Source organism: Anaeromyxobacter sp. Fw109-5, assembly GCF_000017505.1.
Classification (GTDB): Bacteria; Myxococcota; Myxococcia; order Myxococcales; family Anaeromyxobacteraceae; genus Anaeromyxobacter.
This window is the reverse complement of sequence record NC_009675.1, coordinates 85,488-110,437: the sequence shown is the minus strand read 5'-3', so window position 1 is coordinate 110,437 and position 24,950 is coordinate 85,488. Positions and strand designations below refer to the sequence as shown.

The window sequence follows — 24,950 nt, the reverse complement described above, 5'->3', positions numbered from 1 at the left end:
TCTTCTACCGCTCCGCGCCGGGCGGCGCGATGCGGCGCACGTCCTTGGGCAGCTTCACCTCGAAGGCCCCGTCGGGGAGCCCGGCGTTCCGCTTCACCTTCTCGAAGCGGATCTCGTTCACGTTGCCGGCCCCGTCCACGACCCGCGTGGCGCGCACCTCGCCGTCCGGCCCCACGGTGAGCGCGATCGACTCGACCCGCGGGTCCTCCTCCTTCGGGCGGAGCACCAGCGCCCCCGTCCCGTCGGTGGAGAGGCCGAACTCGCGGGCGAGGTCGCCCTTGCCGAGGAGGAACGTGACCGCCGCGCTCATGGCGGTCGCGTCGAAGCGCTCGTCCACGTACGCCTGGTTCTCCTCGGGCTCGAACTGCACGAGGCGCGACCCCTTCACCGCCACGGTCTTCGGCGCGGGCGTCTCGTAGTCCCAGCGCATCATGCCGGGCTTCTTCACCTTGAGCGTACCCGCCGAGACCTGGCGGCGCCCGAAGCCGGAGTAGGTGTAGGTCTGCTGGAACCGGGCCTCCAGATCGCGGGTGCGCTCGTAGAAGGTCTGGACCTTGCGAGCGAGCTGGCCCGCGTCGGCGGGCGGCGGGGCGGCGGCGAGGAGGAGGGCGGCGAGGGCGGCGATCATGGCGAGCTAGATAGCAGACGGGCGGCGTCGGCACGGCATTCACCATGCCTTGACGCGGGGGGCGCCCCAAGCGATCCTCCCCCGCTCCGATGCGCCGCCTCGTCACCGCCCTCGCCTTCGCCCTCCTCTCCGCCTGCACCGAGCCTTGCCAGGAGCTCGCGAACCGCTTCTGCGAGTGCGCGGGCGGCGGCAGCTCGCAGGACTCCTGCGAGCGCGGCGCGGAGGACCGGCTCTCCGACGTGGGCGCCGGCGACGCCAAGCAGAAGCAGTGCGAGGGGTGGCTCGACACCTGCCACGCCCCGTCGGGCGCCGAGTTCTGCGAGTGGATCTCCACGGCGGACGCCAAGGAGAAGTGCGGCATCTCGCTCGCGGCAGACGCTCCCTGATCCCGAGAGCCGGCCCGGACGCTCACGCGTCCGGCAGCCCCAGCGCGACGCGCCTGCCCGAGGTCGGCGCCACCGGCCCGTCGGCGAAGCGCCCCGCGATCCGCTCGCCGCACGCCGCGCAGGCGCCCCTGGCCATCCGCACCGCCCGCACCGCGTGCCAGTCGCGCTCGATGACGCGGGCGCCGCAGCGCGGGCAGAAGGTGGTCTGGCCCTCGGGATCGTGCACGTTGCCCGTGTAGACGTGGCGCAGCCCGGCCGCCCGCGCGAGCTCACGCGCGTGCGAGAGCGTGCGGGGAGGCGTGCGGGGCCGATCGCGCAGCTTGTAGTCGGGGTGGAAGGCGGTGAAGTGGAGGGGGACGTCGACGCCCATGTGCGCGGCGACCCAGTCGGCGAGGCGGCGCGTCTCGTCCTCCGCGTCGTTGAGGCCCGGGATGAGGAGGTTCGTGACCTCCACCCAGACGTCCGTCTCGCGGGCGAGCCACTCGAGCGTGTCGAGCACCGGCGCGAGGTGCGCGAGGGTCACCTTCGCGTAGAAGTCCTCGGTGAACGCCTTCAGGTCCACGTTCGTCGCGTCCATGTGGCGGAAGATCTCCGCGCGCGCCGCGGGCTCCACGTAGCCGCTCGTCACGAACACGGTGTAGAGGCCGCGCGCGTGCGCCGCCTCGGCCACGTCGATGGCGTACTCCGCCCAGATGATGGGGTCGTTGTACGTGAAGGCCACCCCCGCCGCGCCCGCCTCGACCGCGAGCGCCGCGACGCGCTCCGGCGACCAGCGATCCTCCGCGGCGCGATCGTCGAGGCGGGCCTTCGAGATGTCCCAGTTCTGGCAGAAGCGGCAGCCCAGGCAGCACCCCGCGGTGCCGAAGGACAGCACCGCCGAGCCCGGCAGCCAGTGGGCGAGCGGCTTCTTCTCGACGGGATCCACGGCGAAGCCCGTGGAGCGGCCGTAGCCGGCGGTGAGCAGCCGTCCCCCGCGGTTCTGTCGGATGAAGCAGAAGCCGGCCTGGCCGTCCCCGATGCGACAGGCGCGCGGGCAGAGCGTGCACAGCACCCTCCCGCCCTCGGCGGGCTCCCAGTAGCGCGCCTCGTGGAGCACGCGGGGATCGTAGCGGCGCGACCCGGCCGCGGCAGCGGGCGGGGTGGCGGGGCCTCGCCCGCGCGCGCGGGTCCACGCGGGGGTCCCGCCGCCGTGGCGACCCGGGTCCGCAGGCGGTCGCGCGCTCGATCGAGGCGCCCGGCTTTGCTATCTCTGCTGCACGGCCCGCGCGCCCGCGCGGGCCGGACATTTTCGAGGACGCCTAAGTGACCTTCCGCGAAGCCATCGACCGCCGCCCCCTCGTCTTCGACGGCGCGATGGGCACCCAGATCCAGCGCCACCAGCTCACGGCCGCGGAGTTCGGCGGCAAGGACGGGGCGAACGATCTCCTCACGCTGACCCGGCCCGACCTCGTGGAGGACATCCACGCCCGCTACTTCGCGGTGGGCTGCGACGTCGTCGAGACGAACACGTTCGGCTCCTCCCGCCTCAAGCTCGACGAGTACGGCCTCGGCCACCGCACCTACGAGGTGAACTTCCGGGCCGCCATCCTCGCCCGCCGCGCCGCCGAGCGGTTCGCCACCCCCGACCACCCGCGCTTCGTGGCCGGCTCCATGGGGCCGACGGGCATGCTGCCCTCGTCCTCGGACCCGGCCCTCGGGAACATCACCTCCGACGCGCTCGAGCGGATCTTCTTCGAGCAGGCGAAGGGGCTCATCGAGGGCGGCGTCGACGCCCTCATCATCGAGACCCAGCAGGACATGCTGGAGCTGCGCGCCGCCGTGCTCGCCGCCGACGCCTGCCGCAAGGAGTTCCTGCGCGACGTCTTCATCATCGCCCAGCCCACGCTCATCGACGCGAACGGCCGCATGCTGCTCGGCACGGACGTGGCGAGCGCGCTCGCCACCCTCGAGCGGCTGCCGGTGGACGCGGTGGGCCTCAACTGCTCCACCGGCCCCGCCGAGATGCGCGCGGCGGTGCGCACCCTCGCGGAGAAGTCGAGCCACTACGTCTCGGTGCTGCCGAACGCGGGCATGCCGGAGAACGAGGACGGACGGGCGGTCTACAAGCTCTCCCCGGCGGCCCTGGCCGACGCGCTCGCCGGGTTCGTGGCCGAGTACGGCGTCGAGCTCGTGGGCGGCTGCTGCGGGACCACCCCCGAGCACATGCGCGCGGTGGTCGAGCGGGTGCGGGGGCTGCGCGCGCCGCGCCGCGCCCGGCCGGCCCCGGCCCCAGAGCTCTCCAGCGCCATGAAGGCGGTCCCGCTCGCGATGGAGCCCCGGCCGCTCATCGTGGGGGAGCGGCTCAACAGCCAGGGCTCGAAGAAGGTGAAGGAGCTCCTGCTCGCCGACGACTACGCCGGGCTCCTGCAGATCGCCCGCGGGCAGGTCGACGCCGGCGCGCACGTGCTCGACGTGTGCGTGGCGCTGAACGAGCGCGACGACGAGGGCGCGCAGATGCGCACGCTCGCGAAGCTCCTCGCCCAGGCCGTGGACGCCCCGCTCATGATCGACTCGACCGAGGCGGACGTGGTCGAGGGCGCGCTGAAGGTCTACCCGGGCCGCTGCATCGTGAACTCGGTGAACCTGGAGAAGTCCGGCGAAAGGGTGCGGAAGATCCTCCCGCTCGTCCGGCGCTACGGCGCGGCGGTGGTCGCCATGACCATCGACGAGAAGGGGATGGCCCAGACCGCTGAGCGCAAGGCGGAGATCGCGCGGCGCACCGTGGCCATCGCGAGGGACCACGGCATCCCGCCGGACAGCCTGGTGTTCGACGCGCTCACGTTCACGCTCGCCACCGGCGGCGAGGAGTACCGCAAGAGCGCCATCGAGACGCTCGAGGGGATCCGCCGCATCAAGGCGGAGAACCCGGGCGTCCTCACCACCCTCGGCGTGTCGAACGTCTCCTTCGGCCTCGCGAAGAGCGCGCGCGAGGTGGTGAACTCGGTCTTCCTCTACCACGCGGTGCAGGCGGGGCTGGACCTCGCCATCGTGAACCCCAAGGACATCCGGCCCTACCCGGCCATCGCCGAGGAGGAGCGCGTCCTCGCCGAGGACCTGCTCCTCGACCGGCGCCCCGACGCGCTCGCGCGGCTCATCGCGCACTTCGGGGCGAAGGGCGCCCCGGAGAAGGCGGCGGTGGACCCGCTCGCCGCGGCGGGCGGCAAGAGCGCGGAGGAGCGGATCCACCTGCAGATCCTCCACCGGCGCCCGGAGGGGATCGAGGCGCTCATCGACGACGCGCTCACCCGCCGCTCGGCGGTGGAGGTGCTGAACCAGGTCCTCCTCCCCGCCATGAAGGACGTGGGGGATCGCTTCGGCGCGGGCGAGCTCATCCTCCCGTTCGTGCTGCAGTCCGCCGAGGTGATGAAGAAGGCCGTCGCCCACCTCGAGCAGTTCCTCGAGAAGAAGGAGGGCGCCACGAAGGGGACGGTCGTGCTCGCCACCGTCTACGGGGACGTCCACGACATCGGCAAGAACCTCGTGAAGACGATCCTCGCGAACAACGGCTTCACGGTCCACGACCTCGGCAAGCAGGTGCCGATCGCGACCGTGATCGAGAAGGCGGTGGCGGCCAACGCCGACGCCATCGGCCTGTCCGCCCTGCTCGTCTCGACCTCGAAGCAGATGCCCTTCTGCGTGGAGGAGCTCGCCCGGCGGAACCTGTCCTTCCCCGTCATCATCGGCGGCGCCGCCATCAACCGGCGCTTCGGCTACCGCGCCCTCTTCACGCAGGGCGGCGCCCCGTACCCGGGCGGCGTGTTCTACGCGAAGGACGCCTTCGAGGGGCTCGAGGTGGTGGAGGCGCTCGTCGACCCCGCCCGCCGGGAGGGCTTGAAGCAGGGCGTGCTGCAGAAGGCGATCGCGAACCGCGACATGCCGGCCTCCCCGGTCCCGCCCCCGGCGCCGGCGCGCCGCTCCGGCGTCGCCCCCGCGCTGCGCATCCCGTCCCCGCCGTTCTGGGGCGCGCGGGTGGTCCCCGCGGGCGAGATCGCGCTCGCCGAGCTGTGGCCGCTGCTCGACCTCCCCGAGCTCTTCAAGCTGCAGTGGGGCGTGAAGGCGAAGGGCGAGGAGTACGAGCGGCTCATCCGCGAGCAGTTCGGCCCCAAGCTCGAGGAGCTGAAGGCCGAGGCGCAGGCGAACGGCTGGCTCGTGCCGAAGGTGGTGTACGGCTACTTCCCCTGCCACGCCGAGGGGAACGATCTCGTCGTGCTCGACCCGACGCACCGCAAGGCGGAGGTCGCGCGGCTCGTGCTCCCGCGCCAGCCCGACGACCGGAACCTCTGCATGGCCGACTGGTTCCGCGAGGAGCGCGGCTCGGACGTGTGCGCGCTCCAGGTGGTGACGGTGGGCGATCAGGCGACGCACCTCGCCGAGGCGGCGCAGGAGCGCGGCGACTACAGCCGGGGGCTCTTCGTGCACGGGCTCGCGGTGGAGGCGGCGGAGGCGCTCGCGGAGTACTGGCACCGGCGCGTCCGGGCGGAGCTCGGCGTCCCCGAGGGCCAGGGCAAGCGCTACTCGCCCGGCTATCCCTCCTGGCCGGAGCTCGCCGACCAGCGCCAGGTGTGGAAGCTGCTCGAGCCCGACCGGACCATCGGCGTCTCGCTCACCGAGGCGAACCAGATGGTGCCGGAGGCGTCCACCTCGGCCATCGTGCTCCACCACCCGGACGCCATCTACTTCGTCGTGCGGGGCGCCACCGCTGCGGCGGTGTGAGGTGCGCCCACGCGCCGCCCGCCTTCGGGCTCCGGGACGGGCGGAAAGAGGAACGGCGACTCCGCCGAGCGGCGCTCGCCGTAGCCGGCGGAGGCCGTCCAGGAGCGCCTCGATCTCCTCCGCGCGTGTTTGAGCTGCGGACCAGGGGCGCGCGTGACCCTGCGGCAATGCGCCGCGGCCGTTTGCGGGGAATTTCAGGGGGTTCAGACCCGATAGGGCTCCGGTCTGATAAGGTCTGCTCGTTCACGCAGACGTTTCCGTGGACCCCGACGGAACCCCCCGAGCCCGACGCATGATCCCGTCCCTGCCCTATCTCGGCCTCGGCAGCGCTGAGTCGCTGCAGCAGGTCGCGGACGCATTCCCCGACGGCGTCTTCACGACCGACCGGGACGGCGTGATCACCTACTGGAACCCCGCCGCCGGGGCGATCACCGGCTACTCCGCCGCGGAGGCGATCGGCCGCACCTGCGCGCTCCTCGCCGGGGACATGGGGCGCGGCTGCATGTGCGGAGGCGGGCCGGTGCGCTGCGGGATCTCCGACCGCGGGAAGAGCTCCAAGTGCTGCAGCATCCGCACGAAGGACGGCCGGGAGCGGCTCATCGTGAAGAACGCGGTGGCCTTCCACGGGCCGGACGGGACCGTCGCCGGCGCGCTCGAGAGCTTCACCGACGTCACGGACCTGAGCGTCGGCGCCATCCCGTGGGAGAGCGCGTGCGCGCTCCCGGCTCCGTCCGCCGGCGTCGCCGCCGCGGCGGAGGCCGCGCCGCCGGAGAGCGAGTGCGCAGGGCTCCTCGGCTGCCACCCGGTCATGCGCGAGCTGTACCGGATGATCGCCCTCGTCGCCCGCTCCGACGCGACGGTCATGATCCTGGGCGAGAGCGGCGTGGGAAAGGAGCGCGTGGCCGAGGCGATCCACCGGCAGAGCCGGCGCGCGGCGGGGCCGCTCGTGCGGGTGTCGTGCTCCGCCCTCAACGAGAACCTCCTCGAGAGCGAGCTCTTCGGCCACGTGAAGGGGGCGTTCACCGGGGCGCTGCGCGACCGGCGCGGCCGGTTCCAGGAGGCGCACGGCGGGACCCTCCTGCTCGACGAGATCGGCGACATCTCACCGGCGGTCCAGGTGAAGCTCCTGCGCGTCATCGAGCAGCGCGTGGTCGAGCGGGTGGGCGACTCGCAACCGCTCCCGGTCGACGTGCGGCTCCTCTGCGCCACGCACCGGGACCTGAAGCAGCTCGTGACCGACGGCCGCTTCCGCGCCGACCTGTACTTCCGCCTGGCGGTGTTCCCGCTCCGCGTGCCGCCGCTGCGCGAGCGCGCCGAGGACGTGGCGCTCCTCTCGGAGGGCTTCCTCGCGCGGCTCGGCGCGCCGCCGCCCTCGCCGGAAGCGTCGCGGCTCCTCGCCGCCTACGCGTGGCCGGGGAACGTGCGCGAGCTGCAGAACGTGCTCGAGTACGCGGCGCTGCAGGCGGGCGGCGCGCCCATCTCGCCCGCCCACCTCCCCGCCGAGATCCGCGGCGCCGCGCCGCCCACGCCGGAGCGCGCCGCGCCCGATCGCTCGGCGATCGTCGAGGCGCTCATCCGGACCGGCTGGAACCGCGCGCGCGCCGCCGACGTGCTCGGCATCTCGCGCGTGACGCTGTGGAAGCGGATGAAGCGGCTCGGCGTGGTGGGCCCCGGCCCGATGGCGTCCGGGCGGGAGCCGCTCTGATTCAGCGCGCGGAGCGGCGGTTCTTGTCCACGATCGCCCAGATGAGCACGAGGAACGCCACGAGCCGCAGCACGTAGGCGTTGTGCCGCGTCTCGTCGCCCGAGTTGGTGATCCCGAGGACGAGCCAGTTGACGCACAGGATGAAGAACGCCGCGGCGAACCCGGCGAAGAGCCGGTCCCGGCTCTCCCGCCAGAAGCGCAGGAAGAACAGCCCGGCGACCGCGCACCCGGCGGCGAGCACGCCCCACGCGAACCCTCTCACGTCGACTCCCAGACGAGCCCGGCGACGAGCACGCCGATCCCCAGGACCGCGGGCGCCGTGCGGAGCAGCCACAGGTCCGCGCCCGGCACCACGATGTGGTCCACGTACAGCATCACGTTGTTGAGCGCGAGCCCGACGAAGCAGAGCGCGCTCCACAGCGTGAGCCGCACGCGCGTGGCGAGGTAGCTCCGCACGAGCAGCGCCGCGCAGGCGATGCTCGTCAGGGCGCACAGCAGGTAGACCGCCTCAGCCATCCTTCTTCGTCCCCCTCAGCCGGAACGCCTCCGCGAAGGTGCGGAGCGCCGACCTCCGGATGCGGTCCATGGCGTTGGCGCTCATGAGATCGATCACCGCCACCCGGCGCTCCTCGTAGGCGCGCGCCAGGCCCGCGACGAGGCAAGCGACGGACGGATCCCCCGGGTCGAAGCGGTAGCCCCCGCGCTCGCGGCGCAACAGGCCGCGCGCGGCGAGCTCGTCCAGCGAGGCGGCGGCCGACGAGAGCGGGATCTTGAGCGCGTCCGCCACGCCGGGAGGCTGCCACGCGGCCGCCTCGCGGTGCAGCAGGAGCAGGATCTCGAGCTGCTCGTACGACTCCACGTACGCCAGCAGGAACGCCCGGATGTCGTGCGCGATCTCCTCGCTCAAGTCGGCGGCACACTACCCACGACACCGTATGACGTCAAAGGTTCCGAGGTGCCGCCGAGCGGTGGTCCCGTCCGCCGCTGGCCGCGCCGTCACGCACGGGGCCGTCGCGCCCCCTCCCCGAGGGCTCAGGTCCGCGGCTTCGAAGGCGCCGCGGCGTCCGGCTGCGGCGCGGCCGGGGCGGTGACGATCTCGCCGAACGGCCGCACCTGCTCGGTCACCAGGGCCGGGTCGCCCACCACCACCACGGTGATCCGCGCCGGGTCGAGCCAGGCCTGCGCCATGCGCTGCGCGTCCGCGGGCGTCACCGCCCGCACGTTCTTCACGTACTCCTCGAGCCAGCGCTCCCCGAGCCCGTGCAGATCGACGAAGCGCAGGCGCGCGATGAGCCCGTCGCGATCGGAGGTCTGCAGCACGAAGGTGCCGGCGAGGTATGCCTGGACCGCGCGGAGCTCGTCAGCCCCCGGCGGCGCGGCGCGCAGCCGCTCCACCTCGGCGAAGATCTCCTTCAGCGACGCGCCGGTCACCGCCGTCGTCACGTCGGCCACCTGCGCCCAGTACCCCGTCCCGGCCCGCACCGAGACCAGGCTGTACGGGGAGTAGGTGTAGCCCTTCGCCTCGCGGATGTTGGCGGTGATGCGGGAGGAGAAGTAGCCGCCGAGGAGCGTGTTCGCGACCGCGAGCCGGAGGTAGTCCGGGTGGCGCGGGTCGAGCACGGGCAGGCCGAGGTAGAGGGAAGACTGGACCGCCCCGGGGCGCGGGACGAGCTCGACCGCGCGGCGCGAGGCCGGCCGCGGCGGCGTCGGCTCGCGCGGGGCGCCCGGCGGCATGGCGGCGAGCGCGGCGCGGATCCGCGCCTCGGTCGCCGCCCGGTCGAAGCGTCCGGCCACGTAGAGGTGGGCGCGGCGCGCGCCGTAGCTCGCCCGGTGGAACGCCCGCGCCTCGTCGACCGTGTAGCCGCGCACGATCTCCGGCGTGGGGAGGAGCCTGCCGTACGGGTGATCGGGGTAGAGCGACGCGAGGAACCGCTCCTGCGCCAGCACCTGCGGCTGCGTGCGGGCGATGGTCACGGCGCGCAGGGTGTCCTGGCGCACGCGCTCCACCTCGCGCGGCGGGAAGGCCGGGTTGAGCGCCACGTCGGCGACGAGCGCGACGAGCTCGGGGGCGAACTCGGACAGCACCGTGCCGCCGACCACCGTCTCGTCGGGCGTCACGTTCGTCTCGATGGCGCCGCCCCAGCGCGCCGCGGCCGCGGCGATGTCCGCGGCGCTGCGGGTGGTCGTCCCCTCGGTGAGGAGCGCCCCGAGGAAGCTCGAGAGCCCCGTCTTCTCCAGGGGGTCGTCGCCCGTGCCGGCGCGCAGCACCAGCGCCACGGTGGCCTTGGGGAGCTGGCCCATCTCGACGAGCGTGACGGCGAGGCCGTTGTCGAGCGTGAACGAGCGCGTCCCCGGCACGCGGAAGTCCGGCGGCGGACGCGGCGGCGGCGGCGCCTGCTTCGGCGCGGCCGCGGCGGGGTCCTGGGCGGCGAGGGCGAGGGCGAGGGCGGCGGCGAGGACGGTCACGGGGCGACCCCCTGGTCCTTGGTCTTCACGAGGAGCACGGTGCGGTTCGTCGGGCGGAGGTACTCGCGCGCGGTCTCGAGGACCAGCGCCGGCGTGACCGCCTCGAGCTCGGCCTCGATCCGGCTCACGCGGGCGGGGTCGTCGTCGAACAGCGCGTGGGCGGCGAGGAGGTCGGCGAGGCCGAAGCCGGCGAAGCTCTCCATCTCCGCGTAGAGCGCGGAGCGCGCCTTCACCTTGGCCCGCGCGAGCGCCTCGGGCTCCACCGGCCGCTCGAGGTACGGCGCGAGCGCCTCGTCCACCGCGCGCAGGATCTCGCCGGCGGAGCGGTCCTTGTCGTGGAAGAGGTAGGCGATGTGGAGCATCGGGCCCTGGTAGTTCCACGGGTTGCCGAGGAGGTTCAGCCCCCCCGACACCTCGCCGGTGAGCCCCTGCTCCTGCACGAGCTTCTGGTACAGGGCCGAGTCCCGCCCCTGCAGGATCATCTGGTCGAGGAGGACGAAGGCGGCGTGCGCGGGCGTGTTCCGCGCCGGCGCGTGCCAGGCGAGCGCGACGGCGGGCCGCTCCGCGAGCGGATCCACCTTCTCGGCCCGCTTCTCCCGCTCCTGCCGCGGCTCGGAGAGATCCGGGCGCGGCGGCTGGCTGGCCGGGCGGATGTCGCCGAAGTGCCGCTCCACCCAGGCGAGCGCCTCCTTCGGCTCGAAGTCCCCCACGAGCGCCACCACCGCGTTGTTGGGCGCGTAGTAGGTCTCGAAGAACCGCCGCACGTCGGCGAGCGTCGCCGCCTCGAGGTCGGCGAGGTCGCCGTAGAAGTTGTGCGCGTTGTACCAGTTCTCGTTCGCGACCTGCGGCAGGTCGAGCCAGGGGAACCCGCCGTACGGGCGGTTCAGCACGTTGACCTTCACCTCGTTCGCCACCACGCCCTGCTGGTTCGCGAGGTTCTCCTGGGTCACCGCGAGGCCTCGCATCCGGTCGGCCTCCGCCCACAGGATCGTCTCGAGGACGTTGGAGGGGACCACCTCGAAGTAGTTCGTGAAGTCGAAGCGGGTGGAGCCGTTGAGCGTCCCGCCGTTCGACTGCACGAGCTTGATGAACTCCATCTTCCCCAGGCTCCGCGAGCCCTGGAACATCATGTGCTCGAAGAGGTGGGCGAAGCCGGTGCGGTCCTTCGGCTCCACGCGGAAGCCGATCCCGTAGTAGACGCCCACCGCGACCTTCGGGACGCTCCGCTCCGGGGAGAGCACCACCCGCAGGCCGTTCTCCAGCGTGTGGTACTCGAGCGGCACGGAGAGGCGCGTGGCGCGCGCGGGCTCCGCGCCCCCCGCCGCGCCGCGGGACGAGGCGCACGCGAGCGCTGCGAGCGCGAGGGCGAGCGGCAGGACGGGCTTCATGGCGGCGACCCCTTTCGCCGGAGGCTCTCGTCTCCGGAGGCGTTGCCATACCGTACGTGACGCCCGGGCGGAACGTGCCCGGTGGGGCGGCGGGGCGCGCTGGCGCGGGGGCCCCGCGCGGCGCGCCGGTCAGAGGAGGACGAGGCGCGCCATCGAGAAGTAGATGACCACCCCCGACACGTCCACCATCGTGGCGATGAACGGCGCGGACGCGCTCGCCGGGTCGAACCCCAGGCGCCGGATGAGGAGCGGCATCATCGATCCGGCGATCGTCCCGAACGTCACCACGGCGATGACGCTCGAGCCGACGGTCAGCGCGAGGCGGGCGGCCTGGTGGCCGTACGTGCCGAAGAGGCCCTGCCACAGGAAGATCCGCACGACGCCCAGCACCGCCAGGATCCCCCCGAGGACGAGGCCCGACAGGATCTCGCGGCGCGCCACCCGCCACGCGTCCGCGATGCCCACCTCGCCGAGCGCCATGGCGCGGATCACCAGCGTCGAGGCCTGCGACCCGGAGTTCCCTCCCGACGAGATGATGAGGGGCACGAACAGCGCCAGCACCACCGCGCTCGCGATGTGCTCCTCGAACCGGCCCATCGCGCTCGCGGTCATCATCTCCCCGACGAAGAGCAGCGCGAGCCAGCCGGCGCGCTTCTTCACCATCGCGAAGAGCCCGGTGTCGAGGTAGGGCGCGTCGAGGGCCTCGGTGCCGCCGATCTTCTGGATGTCCTCGGTGGCCTCCTGCTGGACCACGTCCACCACGTCGTCCACGGTGACGATGCCCTGCATGCGCCCCTGCCCGTCCACCACCGGGATGGCGTTGATGTCCTCGCGCGCCATGATGCGCGCCACCGCCTCCTGGTCGAGGGTGTCCGGCACGCTCACCACGTCGCGCTTCATGAGCTCGGAGATGCGCCGGTCGGGCGGGGCGGTGAGCAGGTCGCGGAAGGACACCACGCCGGAGAGCTTCTGCTCGGGGTCGAGCACGTACGCGTAGTAGATGGTCTCCGCCTGCTCGCGCGCCTGGCGCCGCAGGTAGCGGATGGCCTCGTCCGCCGTCATCTCCGGCCGCAGGCGGGCGAAGCGCGGGCTCATGAGGCCGCCGGCGGCGTCCTCCGCGTAGGCGAGGAGCGCGGTCACCTCGCGGCGGGCCACCGGGTCGAGCAGCTCGATGAGGCGGGGCCGCTCCTCCTCCGGGGTCTCCTGGATGACGTCGGCCGCGTCGTCGGGCGCGAGGAGCCGGATCCACAGCCGCCGCTCCGGGGGCGGCAGGGCGAGGAGCAGCGCCGCCTCGTCCGCGGGGGGCAGCTCGAGGAAGAAGTCGTCGGCCTCGGCGCGCACGAGGCGGTGGAAGCCCTCGATCCGCTCCTCCCAGGAGAGGGCCGGCCAGGCGTCCCGGAGCTCCTCCGCCGTGAGCGGCACGTCGACCAGCTCGTCCGCGTCCATGCCGCTCTCCTCGCGACGCGGAGGCTAGTCGCGCGATGGAGCCGCGTAAAGCGAAAGGCTCCGCCGTGGACGCGCACCGGGAGGCGCGCGCCCACGCGGCGCCGAGCGGCGCCGGCGCGGCGGCGTCAGCGCCGGGCCGGGACCGTCGCGGCGAGGTCGAGCGGCACCGGGATGCCCGCCACGTCCGCGGTCCCGGCGAGCCCCAGCTGGACGGGAGCGCCGCGCGCGAGCTCCGTGGCGGCGCGGCCCGCCTTCAGCACGCTCACCCGCACCGGGATGGACACGATCTGCGCGGCCCCGCCCGCCACCCTGGCGAGCGCGGTGTCCTGCGCGCGCACGACCTCGGTCCCCGCCAGCGACAGCGCGTAGTCGAGGCTCCCGGCCGGGATGGGGAACGCGTTGGGGTTCTTCACCCGGAGCTTCACGTCGAGCGCCATGTCGGTGAACGAGGCGGTGCGCAGCGAGACCCCCTCGAGCGAGAAGCTCGGCAGCGAGGGGAGCGCCACCCGGTCGGAGTGCGAGACGGGGAGGTCCACGATGCCGATGGGCGTGCGGACGCCGACCTTGCCGGAGAGGCGGTAGCCGATGGCGTCGCGGCGGCTCGTGAGGAGCCCGACGATGCCGGGGACGTCCTGGTAGCGCACGCGGACGGGGATGGTGAGCGGCGCGACGCCCTTCGCCGGGATCGCGAGCCCGCCGGGCATGTCCCCGGTGGCGACGCGGGTCCCCTCCACCTCCACGCCCCAGCCGACGCGCGCCACGTCGAGCCCGAAGCCGTTCGGGTTCTCGAGGTCGAACTTCACGCCGATGGTGGCGCCCTCCAGGTCGAGCGCCTCGACGCTCGCCGAGCGGAAGCTGAGCTTCGGCTCCTCGAAGGCGACGCGGGCGAGATCGGAGAGGCCGGCGCAGCCGGCGCCGGTGAGCGCGAGGAGGGCGAGGGCGAAGGTCTTCTTCATGGGTGAGGTTCTACAGGGGAGAGGTGGTGATGGGCGAGGTGGGAGCCGGACTCCGAGCGCGGCGCGGGGCGCGGCAAGCCCGCGGCCAGGGGACGGACGGACGGCCCCGGGCCGGCATTCACGCCCGTCCACACCTCGTCCACAGCCCGTCCACCCTCCCTCCACAGCGTTTTCCCCCGGTATTTCCGACGTTTTCCACCGCCTGTCCACGGTGATCCCGTCGGACCTCGCTGGTAGGCTGCGCCGGTTCCCATGGCCGAGCACGACCCCGTCCGACGCGTCTCCGAGGCGCCCGTCGCACCCCTGCGCAGCGCCCGCGACCTGCCCCACAGCCTCGAGGCCGAGCAGGCGGTCATCGGCGCGATCCTCGTCGAGGAGACCGCCTTCGACCAGGTCGCCGCGCTCATCAAGTCGGGCGACTTCTACCTGCTCGCGCACCAGCACGTGTACGCGGTGTGCGAGGAGCTCGCGCGCGAGTCGAAGACGCTCGACCCCATCCTCGTGCAGCAGCGGCTCGACGCGAAGGGGCTCCTCGGCAGCGCCGTCCCCCGCGAGCTGCCGCTCTCGCTCGCGCGCGCCATCGGCACGACCGCCAACGTGCAGCACTACGGGCGCACGGTGCAGGAGCTCGCCCGGCTGCGGCAGATGATGCTCACCGCCCAGCGGGTGGTGGAGCGCGGCTACGAGGCGGGGGCGAGCGTCCAGCAGTTCCTCGACTCCGCCCAGCAGGACGTCTTCGGGGCGGCGCAGGGGACCGGCACCGAGACGCTGAAGAAGATCGCCGAGCCCGTGATGCGGGCGATCGAGAACCTGGAGGCCGTCCAGAAGCGCGTCCAGGCCGGCCTCTCGCCCATCACCGGCGTGCCCACCGGCATCCAGTCGCTCGACAAGAACACCCTCGGGTTCCAGCCCGGCACGCTCACCGTGCTCGCCGCCCGCCCCTCGGTGGGCAAGACCGCCTTCGCGCTCAACATCGCGACGCACGCGGCCACCCGGGCCGGCAAGAAGGTCGCGTTCTTCTCGCTCGAGATGCCCTCCGACCAGCTCGCGCTCCGCATGCTGGCCTCGGAGGCCCGCCTCGACTGGCGGCGGCTCTCGGCGGGACAGCTCTCCGCCTACGACTGGCAGAAGATCGCCACGCACGCGGACAAGCTCGGCGCCGCCTCCATCTGGCTCGACGACAACTTCGTGCTGACCCCGGTCGAGCTGCGCTCCAAGTGCCGCAAGCTGAAGCGCGAGAACGGCGGCCTCGACCTCGTGATGATCGACTACCTCCAGCTCATGCACGCCCCGTCGGACCGCGCGAGCCAGTCGCGCGAGCAGGAGATCGCCACCATCAGCCGCTCGCTCAAGTCGCTCGCCAAGGAGCTCGAGTGCCCCATCGTGGCGCTCTCGCAGCTCAACCGCGGCGTGGAGAAGCGCAAGGGGGAGCCGCCCATGCTCTCCGACCTGCGCGAGTCGGGCGCCATCGAGCAGGACGCGGACATCGTCATGTTCCTGCACCGGAACGACGAGGACAACAAGGACGTCCAGTCCGGCACCGCGAGCGGCGACACGCTCGAGGTCCAGCTCGTCGTGGCGAAGCAGCGCCAGGGTCCCACCGGCACGATCCCGCTCGTCTTCTTCAAGACCACGACCTACTTCGCGGAGATGGAGCGGCGGCGCGACGGACAGTGAAGCTGCGCGGAGCTTCGCTCGGCGGGCCCCCGGTCTAGATCATCCGGTCGAGGTAGCGCTCCACGAGCCGCTTCGCGCCGCGCACCGCCTCCTCGAGCGAGGCGCCCTGCGCGAGGAGCGCCGCGATCCCCGAGGCGAGCCGGCAGCCCGTGCCGCGCGCGGTCCCCGCACGCCGGCGACCGGGGACGCGGACCACGGCGCGGGCGATGACGAGCAGGTCGAGCGGCGCGCCCTCGCGGTGCCCGCCCTTCACGAGCACCGCGCGCGCGGGGAGCGCCCGCGCCGCCCGGATGGCCGCGTCGTCGGTGGACACGTCGAGGCCGGTGAGGGCGCGGAGCTCGGGGAGGTTCGGCGTCACGAGCCGGGCGCGCGCGAGGAGGGGGGCGAGCGCGTCCCCCGCCCCGCCGCCCTCGGCGTCGAAGAGCGGCGCGCCGGAGGAGGCGACGAGCACGGGGTCCACGACCAGCGGGACCCTCCCGAGCGGGCGCTCGCCGAGCCGTGTGGCGAGCGCGCGCGCGAGCGTCGCGGTGGCGAGCATCCCGGTCTTCACCGCCCGCGGGCGCTCCGCGCCGAGCACCAGCGCGTCGATCTGGGCGACCAGGATCTCAGGGCTCGCGGGCTCGAAGCCGCGCGCGCCGCCCGGACCCTGGGCGGTGAGCGCGGCGGCCACCGCCCACCCCTGGGCGCCCGCGGCGCGGACCGCCTCGAGGTCGGCGAGGAGCCCCGCGCCGCCGGAGGGATCGAGGCCGGCCACCACGAGCACGCGCGGCCCGGCGTGCGGCGCCCGCGGCGCGCGCGCGCGGGCGGAGGATCCGCGCGGCGTCACCGCCGGCGGTCCCGCGCCGCGGCGACGAGGCCGCGGTAGAGGGCGGCGTGGCGCGGCTCGTGGCGGGCGACGGCCTCGGGGTGCCACTGCACGCCGAGCGCGAACGGCAGGTCGGGCAGCTCGATCGCCTCCGCGACGCCGTCCGGCGCCCGGGCCGAGACGAGGACGCCCGCGCCCGGCTCGCGGAGGGCCTGGTGGTGCGTCGAGTTCACCTGGAGGCTACCCGCCCCGACGAGCGCGGCGAGGTGCGTGCCGGGCTGGACCACCACCTCGTGCGAGGGGACGTCCCTGGGCGCGGGCTGCTCGTGCCCGCGGATCCCCGCGTCCTGGGGGAGGTCCTGGTACAGCGTCCCGCCCCGCACCACGTTGAGGAGCTGCATCCCGCCGCAGACGCCCAGCACCGGCATGCGCGCGGCGAGCGCCGCCTCGAGGACCTCCTTCTCGAAGGCGGTCCGCTCCGGCCTCGTCACCCCGCACGCCTCCCGGCGCGCCTCGCCGTAGAGCTCGGGCGGCACGTCGAAGAACCCGCCCGTCACGACGAGGCCGTCGAGGAGCGCGAGGTAGGCCGCGGCGGCTTCCCTCGAGTGAGGGAGCAGGATGGGGAGGCCGCCGGCGGCGAGCACCGCGTCGACGTACGCGCGGCCGAGGAAGTAGCGGCCCGCCCCCTCCTCGGCGTCGAGGGTGAGGCCGATGCGAGGGCGCGTCACCGCGTCGCCTCACGCGCGGCCCGCCCCGCCTCGAAGGCCGCGGCGAGGCGCTCGGCGTTGGCGCGCGCGTCCCCCGCGTCGAACAGCGCGCCGATGACCGCGGCGCAGGCCGCGCCGGCGCGCGCCACCTCGCCGGCGTTCGCGGGGCCGATGCCGCCGATGGCCACCACCGGCGCCGCGAGCGCCGCCGCCACCTCCCGCAGCATCCCCGCCCCGCGGGCCGGGACCGCGAGGGCCTTCGAGCCGGTCGGGAAGATGGGGCCGAACCCCACGTGATCGGCCCCCTCCCGCAGCGCCTCGCGCGCCTCCTCGAGCGTGCGGGTGGTGCGGCCGACGAGGAGGTCCGGGCCGAGCAGCCTGCGCGCCTCGGCGGGAGGGAGATCCTCGTCCCCGAGGTGCACGCCGTCGGCGCCCGAGAGGAGCGCCAGATCGGCGCGGTCGTTCACGATGACGAGCGCGCGGCCGCGGGCGAGGGCGACGATCTCGCGGGCGGCGGCCAGCACCGCGCCTGCGGGCGCGTCCTTGATGCGCACCTGCACGACCCGAGCGCCGCCGGCGATCGCCGCGCGCGCCTGCTCCACCGCGGCCGCGCCCCCCACGATGGCGTAGAGCCCCGCGAGCCGCGCCCGCCGTGCGGCGCCGGCGGAGCCGTCGGAAGTGGGCATGACGACAGCGCTAACACGCGCTTGACGGCCCCGCAAGGTGCCGCATATTTTCGCGGCCTCCCGCGTTTCCAGGTGGACCCATGGCCGATCAGCCCGAGAACAAGCTCGTCGACAAGCGCGTCGCGCAGCGTTACCTGCGCAAGGGCGTGCTGGACGAGAAGGATTACGAGAAGCACCTGAAGTCCCTCCCGGACCTCGCGGACCAGGCGATGCCCATCGAAGCCTCGATGGACTCCGACGATCGCGACGACCTCGACGACGTCGACGACGAGCCCGAGTCGCCCGCCGACACCGGCGAGGCCCCCCAGACCTGAGCCGTGCGCGCGCACCGCGCGATCCTCGCCTCGCTCGCGCTCGGGGCCTCCGTGCTCGCCGCGAGCGCTTCCGCCCGACCGAACGCCCTCCCCCGCCCCGACGAGCGTCCCTCGCCGAGCCGGCGCACGCCGGTGGTGCAGGCGGTGGAGAAGGTGCGCGGCGCGGTGGTCAACGTCTCCGCCGAGGAGCTCGTCCGCATCCGCGTGCCGTCGCGGGCGAGCTCGATGGCGGAGCTGCTCTTCGGCGACTTCTTCGAGAAGCCCCGCTTCCGCAAGGGCTACGCGGTGAGCTCGCTCGGCTCGGGCGTCATCGTCTCGCCCGACGGGTACGTGCTCACGAACAACCACGTGGTCGAGCGCGGCGCCCGCTTCCGCGTGGGCCTGCTCGACGGGCGCGAGATCAACGCCAAGGTGGTGGGGACCGATCCGTCGAGCGACCTCGCCGTGCTGAAGCTGGAGACGAAGGAGCGGCTCCCCTTCGCCACCCTGGGCCGCTCGGACGACCTCCTCATCGGCGAGACGCTCATCGCCATCGGGAACCCGTTCGGCCTCTCGCACACCGTCACGACGGGCGTGGTCTCCGCGGTGCACCGGAACTTCCGGGCCGGCGACCGGATGCTCTTCGACTTCGTCCAGACGGACGCCTCCATCAACCCGGGCAACTCCGGCGGCGCGCTCCTCGACATCGAGGGGCGGCTCGTCGGCATCAACACCGCCATCCTGGGCGACCGGAACGCCGGCATCGGCTTCGCCATCCCCATCGACCGCGCGCGGCGCATCGCCGAGGACCTCATCGCGCACGGCGAGGTGCGCGAGGGCTACGTGGGCGTGGCGGTGGACGACCTGCCCGCGAAGGACGGCGCGGCGGAGGGGGCGTCCGGCGGGGTGGTGGTGACCGGCGTGGATCCCGGCTCACCCGCCGCGAAGGCCGGCGTGAAGAAGGGCGACGTCGTGGAGGCGGTGCAGGGCTTCGCGGCCCGCAGCGCCGAGGAGTTCCGCTTCCGGATGCGCGATCTCCCCATCGGCCAGGCCGCGCGCCTCGAGCTCGTCCGGGGCGGGAAGCGGATCGCCCTGTCGGTGCCGTCGGTGGAGCTCTCCCCGGAGGCCGCCGCGCAGCTCGCCACGCGCTCGACGGGGCTCACGCTCGCCGAGGAGCGCCTGCACCGCGGCTCGGTGCTCATCGTGAAGACCGTCGCGCCCGCCTCGCCCGCCGCCCGGGTGGGGATCCGCCAGGGCGACCTCGTGCGCGAGGTGAACTCGACCGAGGTCGCGACGCTCGCCGACTTCCGCCGGGCCGCCGCCCGCGCGCGCCGGAGCGGCCAGCTCGTGCTGCTCGTGCAGCGCGGCTACGCGGCCGAGCGGATCGCCTTCGACTTCCAGTAGACTCCGGGGCACAGGCCGCGTCGCGGCCCGCGCTGCGGGGAGGTCGCCATGGACGAGAAGAGCGCCGGCGGGATCGACTTCTACACCTTCGTGCTGTCGCTCGCCTCGAGCGCGTTCGTCCACCTCGGCGACGCGCCCCACCCCGACACCGGGCTGCCCGGCAAGCCCGACCTCGCCCTCGCGCACCAGACGATCGACATCCTCGCCATGCTCCGCGAGAAGACGAAGGGCAACCTCACGGCGGAGGAGGAGCAGTTCATCGACCACCTCCTCACCGACCTGCGGCTGCGCTACGTGTCGAGGCAGGGCGGCAAGCCGGAGTAGCCCCCGGCCGCGGTGGCGCTCGCGCCGGACGCCGCGCGGCGCTACACCCCCGCCTGCACCATCGCCTCGGCGAGGAGCCGGATGAGCTCGCGCCGGACCACGCGGCGGGTACGGGAGAGGGCGTTCGGGTCGCGCCGCGCGTGCGGGCCCGCCTTGCGCCGCGCCGCCTGGACGACCCAGGCGATGCGCCGCGCGTCGAGCTTCGGGACGCGCGACGAGGCGAGGAGGAAGAAGCCGAGGCCGCGCTCCTCGAGGACCTGCTGGAGGATGCGGCGGGCGCGGGAGACGAGCGTGAGGTCGACGACGTTCGGCACGCGGCGATCTCTAGGATCGATCGCCGAGGCGATCCAATTTTCGCGCGCCGTGCCCTAAAACTGGATCTTCCCGGCGAGCCTGGATCGCAGAAATCGCTGGCGCTCAGCGATATCGCGCACGTGCGCGAGGCGCGCGAGCGGTTCACGTCCGGTCACGCGCGCGATCTCGGCCGGGTTGTACGGCACGGACGGGTCGTCCGTCTCGCACGCCTGGTTGAGGACGATCGCCGTGAGGACGAGCCCGCGCGCGCGGAGCGCCTCCACGGTGAGCGCGGTGTGGTTCACCGTGCCGAGCCCGGCGCGCGCGACCACCAGCACCGACAGCCCGAGCGCCACGGCGAGATCGGCGTAGGTCTCCTCCTCGGTGAGCGGGACGAGGAGCCCGCCCGCCCCCTCCACCAGCACGGCCTCGTGCCGCGCGGCGAGCGCGCGCACCCCGTCCACGATCGCGCCGAACGACACCTGCCTACCCTCGAGCCGGGCGGCGACCGCGGGCGCGAGCGGCGCGGCGAACGAGTACGGGCAGAGGACCTCGAGCGGCTCCGCCCCGTCGCAGGCGGCGTGGAGCCGGTCGGCGTCGGTGGGCTCGCCGGGCGCGACGCCGGACTGCGCGGGCTTCATCGGCACCGCGTCCAAGCCCGCCGCGCGCGCGTTCGCGACGAGCGCGCAGGTCACCTCGGTCTTGCCGACGCCGGTGTCGGTCCCGGTGATGAACAGCCCCCGCATCCTGCACACCTCCGTCGCCACCCCCGCCCGCGGCTCGACAGGCTCACCACGAGCGGCGTTCACGCGTGACCGCGTTCAGATCCTCGCCGTCGCCCGCTCGATGCCGGCGAGGGCGATGGCGGCGAGCTCCTCGAGCTGTCGCTCCGTCATGGCGAGCGGCGGCATGAGCACCACCACGTTCCCGAGGGGCCGCAGGATGGCGCCGCGCTTGCGCGCCTCCAGGATCACCTGGTGCCCGGCCCGGAGCGCGTAGGCGTACTCCTCCCGCGTCTCGCGGTCGCGCACGAGCTCGATGCCCACCATGAGGCCGCGCTGGCGCACCTCGCCCACGTGCGCCAGCCGCCGGGCCGGCTCCAGCGCGCGGGCGAGGGCGGCGATCTTCGCGGGCAGCCCCTCGATGACGCGCTCCTCGCGCAGCAGCCGCATGGAGGCGGTGGCCGCGGCGCAGGCGAGCGGGTTGCCCGCGTAGGTGTGGCCGTGGAAGAAGGTCCGCTTCTCCTCGTACGGCCCGAGGAACGACTCGAACACCCGCTCGGTGGTCACGGTGGCGGCGAGCGGCAGGTACCCGCCGGTGATCCCCTTCGCCATGGTGAGGATGTCGGGGACGACGCCCTCCTGCTCCACCGCGAAGGTGGTGCCGGTGCGGCCGAAGCCGGTCGCGACCTCGTCGCAGACGAGCAGCGCCCCGTGGCGATCGCAGAGCTCGCGCATGCGGCGCACGTAGCCGGGCGGCTGGGCGATCATCCCGTCCGCGCCCTGCATCACGGGCTCCATCACCAGGGCGGCGATCTTCCCCGGCCGCGCGGCGAACACCTCCTCGACGGCGTCGGCGCAGGCCATCCCGCAGGAGGACGGCTCCTTCGCGAGCGGGCAGCGGTAGCAGTACGGCTGCGGGGCGTGGTGCACGTCGAAGAGGAGCGGCTTGAAGATGCGGTGGAAGAGCTCGATGCCGCCCACCGACACGGACCCGAGGGTGTCCCCGTGGTAGCCGCCGCGCAGCGCCACGAACTCGCTGCGCTCGACGTCGCCGCGGAGCTGGTGGTGCTGGAAGGCCATCTTGAGCGCGATCTCCACCGCGGTGGCGCCCGCGTCGGAGAAGAACACGCGGGTGAGGCCCTCCGGCAGGTGGCGGACGAGCTCCTCGGCGCACTCGATGGACGCGGTGGAGGCGAGGCCCAGCAGGGTGGAGTGGGCGACGCGGTCGAGCTGCGCGCGGATCGCGTCGTCGATGGCCTTCACCCGGTGGCCGTGCACGTTGCACCAGAGCGAGGAGACGCCGTCGAGGTAGCGGTTGCCGAGGGTGTCGACGAGGTGGACGCCGTCGGCCGCGTCGACGACGAGCGGCTCCTCGGCGAGCCAGTCCTGCATCTGCGTGAACGGGTGCCAGAGGTGGCGGTGATCGGCCTCGCAGAGGCGGCGGTGCCGCGCGGCGCGCGCGGCGAGGGAGCCGGACGGGTCGGACATGGGGCGGCGAGGCTATCGCGCGCCCTCGGCCGAAGGGAAGCGGTAGAGCGAGCGCTCGCGAGCCCGGCGCCGGCCGGGAGTCGCGAGCCGCGACGCGGTCGCGGATCGCGAGCCGCCCTTCAGCGCTCGCCCGCGGCGGGCGTGCGGGCCTGCACGCGCGGAGCGACGACCGCGCGCTCCACGTCCGGCCAGAGCGCCTCGGTCCACACCTCGTAGCCGGCGGAGGAGGGGTGGAAGCCGTCCTTCGCGAAGAGCTCGGCCTGGCGGTCGCGGAAGGCGCGCCGGCTCTTGCCGTACACGTCGGAGAGCACGAAGCCGTGCCGCTCGGCGACGCGCGCGATGGTGGCGTTGTACGCCTCGAGGCGCCTGCCGAGCGAGGGCGGCGCGCCGTGGCCGGCGGGCGAGAAGGTGAGGTCGGGGAGCGTCTGGAGGACCACGGTCGCCTTGGTGCGCCGCACCAGGTCGGCGACGACCTCGAGATCGCGGGCGAAGTCGGCGAGCTTGCGCCCCTGCATGAGGTCGTTGATCCCCACGCCGATGGTGACGAGCGCCGGCCGCTTCGCCATCACCTCCGGGAGCTGGTCGCGGCGCAGGTCGGCGATGGTGGCGCCCGACGCCGCCACCACGGCGAGCTTCACCGGGACGCCGCTCGCCTCGAGCCGCCGCGCGAGCCGCTGCGGGTAGCCGCCGCCGGCGCCGCCCCCCACCCCCACCGCGGTCGAGTCGCCCATGGCCAGGTAGGCGATGGGCGCGCCGCGGCCGGCCTTCGGCCGCTCCGGGAGCTGGGCGCGCGCGGCGCCGGCGAGCAGGAGGAGCGCGGCGGCGAGCGCGGCACGGCCACGGTGCGGGATCACGGCCGGTACCTTAGGCACGCGGGCGCCGGGGGCCCGGCCCACCGGCGGGGCCGCGCCTCTTCGGGGAGCCGCGCGATGGCCGCATCCCCGGCCCGAGCCGCTCCCCCGGCTTCAGCCGCCCGAGCTTGCGGAGCGCCTTCTCGATGAGCGGCCGGTTCGCCGGGTCTCCCCAGCGGAGCAGCGCCTTCTGCATGCGCTTCTCGTCCATGTCGCGCGTGACGTGCACCGGCTCGCCGGTCATGGGGTGGTAGCCCGACCAGTACATGTCGGAGGCCAGCGTCATCGGCGTGGGCATGAAGTCCTGCACCTGCTGCGGCTTCCAGCGGTTGTCCTGCAGGTAGTCCATGAGCTCCGCGGCCTGCTCGAGCGACGACCCCGGGTGCGAGGAGATGAAGTACGGGACGAGGTACTGCTCCTTGCCCGCCTCGCGCGAGTAGCGCTCGAAGTCCTTGCGGAGCCGCTCGAACGACGAGACGCCCGGCTTCTTCATGAGCTTCAGCACCGGCTCGCAGACGTGCTCGGGGGCGACCTTGAGCTGCCCCGAGACGTGGTGCTGCACGAGCGTCTTGAGATACCGGGCGCCGTTCTTCGTGTCCGCCTGGGCGAGGTCGTAGCGCACGCCCGAGCCGACGAAGAGGTGCTTCACCCCCTTCACCTTGCGCGCCTTCTCGTAGAGGTCGACGAGCGGGCCGTGGTCCACCGCGAAGAACTTGCAGACGGTCGGATAGACGCAGGAGGCGCGCCGGCACACCGCGTGCGCCTCCGCGTCCGTGCAGCGCATCCCCCACATGTTGGCGGTCGCGCCGCCCACGTCGGTGATGGTGCCCTTGAAGCTCTCCTTCGAGGCGAGCGTGGCGAGCTCGCGCAGCACGCTCGCCTCCGAGCGGCTGGCGATGTCGCGCCCCTGGTGCTCGGTGATGCAGCAGAAGGCGCAGCCGGCGGCGCAGCCCCGCAGGATCTGGATCGACCAGCGGATCTGCTCGAGCGCGGGGATGTGCGCGCCGCCGTAGGACGGGTGCGCCTCGCGCACGTAGGGGAGCTCGGCGATCCGGTCGAGCTCCTCGGTCGAGGGCGCGGCCATCGGCTCGTTCACCACCACGAAGCGCGCCCTCTCCCCGCGCCCGTGGCGCTGCACGAGGATGCGCGCGTTCTCGGCGTTGTGCTCGAGGTGGTAGAGGCGGCTGAACTCGGCGAAGCGCCGCCTGTCGAGCGCGATCTCCTCGTAGGCGGGGAGCTCGAGCGTCTTCCGCTCGCGTCCCTCCAGCATGGCGAGCGCGAGGTCCGGCACCGCGAGGGCCGTCCCCGGCACGTCCACGAGCCCGCAGAGGTCCTCCCCCGAGGCGAGCCGGCGCGCGATCTCCAGCACCGGCTTCTCGCCCTGCCCGTAGACGAGCAGGTCCGCGCCCGAGGGGACGAGCACCGAGGGCAGCACCCGGTCGTCCCAGTAGTCGTAGTGGGCGATGCGCCGGAGCGAGGCCTCGATGCCGCCCACGACGATGGGCGTCGTGGCCCCGAACGCCTGCCGGCAGAGGCGCGCGTAGGCCGTGGTCGCGCGATCGGGCCGCTTGCCGGCGACCGCGTCCGGCGTGTACGCGTCGTCGGAGCGGCGGCGCTTGTGGGCCGTGTAATGGTTCACCATGGAGTCCATGGCGCCCGAGGTGACCCCGACGAAGAGCCGCGGCCGCCCCATGCGCAGCACGTCCGCGGTGCTGCGCCAGTCCGGCTGCGCCACGATGCCGACCTTGTAGCCCTGCGCCTCGAGCACCCGGCCGATCACGGCCGCCCCGAAGCTCGGGTGGTCGACGTAGGCGTCGCCGGTCACGAGCAGGACGTCGAGCGCGCTCCAGCCGCGCGCGCGGAGCTCGGCGGCGGAGGTGGGCAGGAAGGAGTCGGCGCGGGCCGCGGGCGGCTGGGCGCGGCCGTCGTGGAGCACCGGCAGGCGATTCATGGGCGCGCCATACATGGCTGC

Annotated in this window: 24 protein-coding genes; 7 read left to right on the top strand and 17 right to left on the bottom strand. The window is 73.8% G+C overall.

Annotated features, from left to right (window positions below; all coding sequences use genetic code 11):
* Positions 1-4 precede the first annotated feature (4 nt).
* Positions 5-628: an outer membrane lipoprotein carrier protein LolA gene (locus tag ANAE109_RS00470; protein ID WP_011984416.1), complete on the bottom strand. Its 624-nt coding sequence runs from the start codon at positions 626-628 to the stop codon at positions 5-7.
* An 89-nt stretch (positions 629-717) separates the two neighbouring features.
* Here ANAE109_RS00470 and ANAE109_RS00465 point away from each other — a divergent pair, with 89 nt between their 5' ends.
* On the top strand, positions 718-1,014 hold the full coding sequence (locus ANAE109_RS00465) for a hypothetical protein (protein WP_011984415.1): 297 nt from the start codon (positions 718-720) through the stop codon (positions 1,012-1,014).
* Between the two features lie 22 nt (positions 1,015-1,036).
* Here the strand turns inward: ANAE109_RS00465 and amrS are convergent, their stop codons facing one another.
* Complete coding sequence (amrS, locus tag ANAE109_RS00460) at positions 1,037-2,110, bottom strand: AmmeMemoRadiSam system radical SAM enzyme (protein ID WP_011984414.1); 1,074 nt, start codon at positions 2,108-2,110, stop codon at positions 1,037-1,039.
* Positions 2,111-2,316: 206 nt separating this feature from the next.
* On the opposite strand from amrS, the gene metH reads away from it, so the two are divergent.
* Positions 2,317-5,766, top strand: coding sequence for a methionine synthase (gene metH / locus ANAE109_RS00455; RefSeq protein WP_011984413.1), 3,450 nt, complete (start codon positions 2,317-2,319; stop codon positions 5,764-5,766).
* A gap of 292 nt (positions 5,767-6,058) precedes the next feature.
* Entirely contained in the window at positions 6,059-7,471 is a 1,413-nt protein-coding gene (locus tag ANAE109_RS00450; RefSeq protein ID WP_011984412.1) for a sigma-54-dependent Fis family transcriptional regulator, read from the top strand.
* Position 7,472: 1 nt separating this feature from the next.
* Here ANAE109_RS00450 and ANAE109_RS00445 read toward each other — a convergent pair whose 3' ends face one another.
* From ANAE109_RS00445 to ANAE109_RS00415, 7 genes are all read right to left on the bottom strand, one after another.
* On the bottom strand, positions 7,473-7,733 hold the full coding sequence (locus ANAE109_RS00445) for a DUF5985 family protein (protein ID WP_011984411.1): 261 nt from the start codon (positions 7,731-7,733) through the stop codon (positions 7,473-7,475).
* Complete coding sequence (locus ANAE109_RS00440) at positions 7,730-7,987, bottom strand: DUF5985 family protein (protein WP_011984410.1); 258 nt, start codon at positions 7,985-7,987, stop codon at positions 7,730-7,732. Before ANAE109_RS00440 ends, ANAE109_RS00445 begins: the two co-directional genes overlap by 4 nt.
* Entirely contained in the window at positions 7,980-8,378 is a 399-nt protein-coding gene (locus ANAE109_RS00435; RefSeq protein WP_011984409.1) for a MarR family transcriptional regulator, read from the bottom strand. Before ANAE109_RS00435 ends, ANAE109_RS00440 begins: the two co-directional genes overlap by 8 nt.
* Before the next feature lie 125 nt (positions 8,379-8,503).
* Entirely contained in the window at positions 8,504-9,937 is a 1,434-nt protein-coding gene (locus ANAE109_RS00430) for a pitrilysin family protein (RefSeq protein ID WP_011984408.1), read from the bottom strand.
* Entirely contained in the window at positions 9,934-11,325 is a 1,392-nt protein-coding gene (locus ANAE109_RS00425) for a pitrilysin family protein (RefSeq protein WP_011984407.1), read from the bottom strand. Before ANAE109_RS00425 ends, ANAE109_RS00430 begins: the two co-directional genes overlap by 4 nt.
* Positions 11,326-11,454: 129 nt before the next feature.
* The gene (gene mgtE, locus ANAE109_RS00420) at positions 11,455-12,771 is read right to left on the bottom strand and encodes a magnesium transporter (RefSeq protein ID WP_011984406.1); all 1,317 of its coding nucleotides are present in this window, start codon (positions 12,769-12,771) and stop codon (positions 11,455-11,457) included.
* A 125-nt stretch (positions 12,772-12,896) separates the two neighbouring features.
* Positions 12,897-13,727, bottom strand: coding sequence for an LEA type 2 family protein (locus ANAE109_RS00415; RefSeq protein WP_011984405.1), 831 nt, complete (start codon positions 13,725-13,727; stop codon positions 12,897-12,899).
* Positions 13,728-13,979: 252 nt separating this feature from the next.
* Between ANAE109_RS00415 and dnaB the strand changes: the two genes are divergently transcribed.
* Complete coding sequence (gene dnaB / locus ANAE109_RS00410) at positions 13,980-15,404, top strand: replicative DNA helicase (RefSeq protein WP_011984404.1); 1,425 nt, start codon at positions 13,980-13,982, stop codon at positions 15,402-15,404.
* A 34-nt stretch (positions 15,405-15,438) separates the two neighbouring features.
* Here dnaB and ANAE109_RS00405 read toward each other — a convergent pair whose 3' ends face one another.
* Genes ANAE109_RS00405 through thiE form a run of 3 tightly spaced genes read right to left on the bottom strand, consistent with a single transcriptional unit; the run spans position 15,439 to position 17,602 of the window.
* Positions 15,439-16,230 (bottom strand): PfkB family carbohydrate kinase, encoded by a 792-nt coding sequence (locus ANAE109_RS00405; RefSeq protein ID WP_011984403.1) that lies wholly within the window; start codon positions 16,228-16,230, stop codon positions 15,439-15,441.
* A complete protein-coding gene (locus tag ANAE109_RS00400; protein ID WP_011984402.1) occupies positions 16,227-16,937 on the bottom strand; it encodes a gamma-glutamyl-gamma-aminobutyrate hydrolase family protein in 711 nt (236 codons plus the stop codon). The genes ANAE109_RS00405 and ANAE109_RS00400 overlap by 4 nt, the downstream gene beginning before the upstream one ends.
* A complete protein-coding gene (gene thiE, locus ANAE109_RS00395; RefSeq protein ID WP_011984401.1) occupies positions 16,934-17,602 on the bottom strand; it encodes a thiamine phosphate synthase in 669 nt (222 codons plus the stop codon). The genes ANAE109_RS00400 and thiE overlap by 4 nt, the downstream gene beginning before the upstream one ends.
* 80 nt (positions 17,603-17,682) lie before the next feature.
* Between thiE and ANAE109_RS00390 the strand changes: the two genes are divergently transcribed.
* Genes ANAE109_RS00390 through ANAE109_RS00380 form a run of 3 tightly spaced genes read left to right on the top strand, consistent with a single transcriptional unit; the run spans position 17,683 to position 19,623 of the window.
* Positions 17,683-17,916, top strand: a complete 234-nt coding sequence (locus ANAE109_RS00390; RefSeq protein WP_011984400.1) for a hypothetical protein — start codon at positions 17,683-17,685, stop codon at positions 17,914-17,916.
* Positions 17,917-17,919: 3 nt separating this feature from the next.
* Positions 17,920-19,299 (top strand): trypsin-like peptidase domain-containing protein, encoded by a 1,380-nt coding sequence (locus ANAE109_RS00385; RefSeq protein ID WP_011984399.1) that lies wholly within the window; start codon positions 17,920-17,922, stop codon positions 19,297-19,299.
* 48 nt (positions 19,300-19,347) lie between these two features.
* Positions 19,348-19,623: a DUF1844 domain-containing protein gene (locus tag ANAE109_RS00380; RefSeq protein WP_011984398.1), complete on the top strand. Its 276-nt coding sequence runs from the start codon at positions 19,348-19,350 to the stop codon at positions 19,621-19,623.
* Between the two features lie 41 nt (positions 19,624-19,664).
* Here the strand turns inward: ANAE109_RS00380 and ANAE109_RS00375 are convergent, their stop codons facing one another.
* The 5 genes from ANAE109_RS00375 to ANAE109_RS00355 all read right to left on the bottom strand — a co-directional run bounded on the left by ANAE109_RS00375 (position 19,665) and on the right by ANAE109_RS00355 (position 24,929).
* The gene (locus ANAE109_RS00375; RefSeq protein WP_041448016.1) at positions 19,665-19,937 is read right to left on the bottom strand and encodes a hypothetical protein; all 273 of its coding nucleotides are present in this window, start codon (positions 19,935-19,937) and stop codon (positions 19,665-19,667) included.
* Positions 19,938-19,991: 54 nt separating this feature from the next.
* The gene (bioD, locus tag ANAE109_RS00370; protein ID WP_011984397.1) at positions 19,992-20,663 is read right to left on the bottom strand and encodes a dethiobiotin synthase; all 672 of its coding nucleotides are present in this window, start codon (positions 20,661-20,663) and stop codon (positions 19,992-19,994) included.
* Positions 20,664-20,738: 75 nt separating this feature from the next.
* Complete coding sequence (bioA, locus tag ANAE109_RS00365) at positions 20,739-22,127, bottom strand: adenosylmethionine--8-amino-7-oxononanoate transaminase (RefSeq protein WP_011984396.1); 1,389 nt, start codon at positions 22,125-22,127, stop codon at positions 20,739-20,741.
* 119 nt (positions 22,128-22,246) lie between these two features.
* Complete coding sequence (locus ANAE109_RS00360; protein WP_011984395.1) at positions 22,247-22,981, bottom strand: GDSL-type esterase/lipase family protein; 735 nt, start codon at positions 22,979-22,981, stop codon at positions 22,247-22,249.
* A 10-nt stretch (positions 22,982-22,991) separates the two neighbouring features.
* The gene (locus ANAE109_RS00355) at positions 22,992-24,929 is read right to left on the bottom strand and encodes a YgiQ family radical SAM protein (RefSeq protein ID WP_041448015.1); all 1,938 of its coding nucleotides are present in this window, start codon (positions 24,927-24,929) and stop codon (positions 22,992-22,994) included.
* Between the last annotated feature and the right edge of the window lie 21 nt (positions 24,930-24,950).

Excerpts from the sequence above, each read along its gene's own strand:
- ANAE109_RS00450 (WP_011984412.1), top strand. The coding sequence starts at position 6,059 with ATGATCCCGTCCCTGCCCTATCTCGGCCTCGGCAGCGCTGAGTCGCTG.
- ANAE109_RS00440 (WP_011984410.1), bottom strand. The coding sequence starts at position 7,987 with ATGGCTGAGGCGGTCTACCTGCTGTGCGCCCTGACGAGCATCGCCTGC.
- ANAE109_RS00465 (WP_011984415.1), top strand. The coding sequence starts at position 718 with ATGCGCCGCCTCGTCACCGCCCTCGCCTTCGCCCTCCTCTCCGCCTGC.
- bioA (WP_011984396.1), bottom strand. The coding sequence starts at position 22,127 with ATGTCCGACCCGTCCGGCTCCCTCGCCGCGCGCGCCGCGCGGCACCGC.
- ANAE109_RS00470 (WP_011984416.1), bottom strand. The coding sequence starts at position 628 with ATGATCGCCGCCCTCGCCGCCCTCCTCCTCGCCGCCGCCCCGCCGCCC.
- ANAE109_RS00390 (WP_011984400.1), top strand. The coding sequence starts at position 17,683 with ATGGCCGATCAGCCCGAGAACAAGCTCGTCGACAAGCGCGTCGCGCAG.
- ANAE109_RS00355 (WP_041448015.1), bottom strand. The coding sequence starts at position 24,929 with ATGAATCGCCTGCCGGTGCTCCACGACGGCCGCGCCCAGCCGCCCGCG.
- dnaB (WP_011984404.1), top strand. The coding sequence starts at position 13,980 with ATGGCCGAGCACGACCCCGTCCGACGCGTCTCCGAGGCGCCCGTCGCA.
- ANAE109_RS00425 (WP_011984407.1), bottom strand. The coding sequence starts at position 11,325 with ATGAAGCCCGTCCTGCCGCTCGCCCTCGCGCTCGCAGCGCTCGCGTGC.
- bioD (WP_011984397.1), bottom strand. The coding sequence starts at position 20,663 with ATGCGGGGGCTGTTCATCACCGGGACCGACACCGGCGTCGGCAAGACC.
- mgtE (WP_011984406.1), bottom strand. The coding sequence starts at position 12,771 with ATGGACGCGGACGAGCTGGTCGACGTGCCGCTCACGGCGGAGGAGCTC.
- ANAE109_RS00415 (WP_011984405.1), bottom strand. The coding sequence starts at position 13,727 with ATGAAGAAGACCTTCGCCCTCGCCCTCCTCGCGCTCACCGGCGCCGGC.
- thiE (WP_011984401.1), bottom strand. The coding sequence starts at position 17,602 with ATGCCCACTTCCGACGGCTCCGCCGGCGCCGCACGGCGGGCGCGGCTC.
- ANAE109_RS00380 (WP_011984398.1), top strand. The coding sequence starts at position 19,348 with ATGGACGAGAAGAGCGCCGGCGGGATCGACTTCTACACCTTCGTGCTG.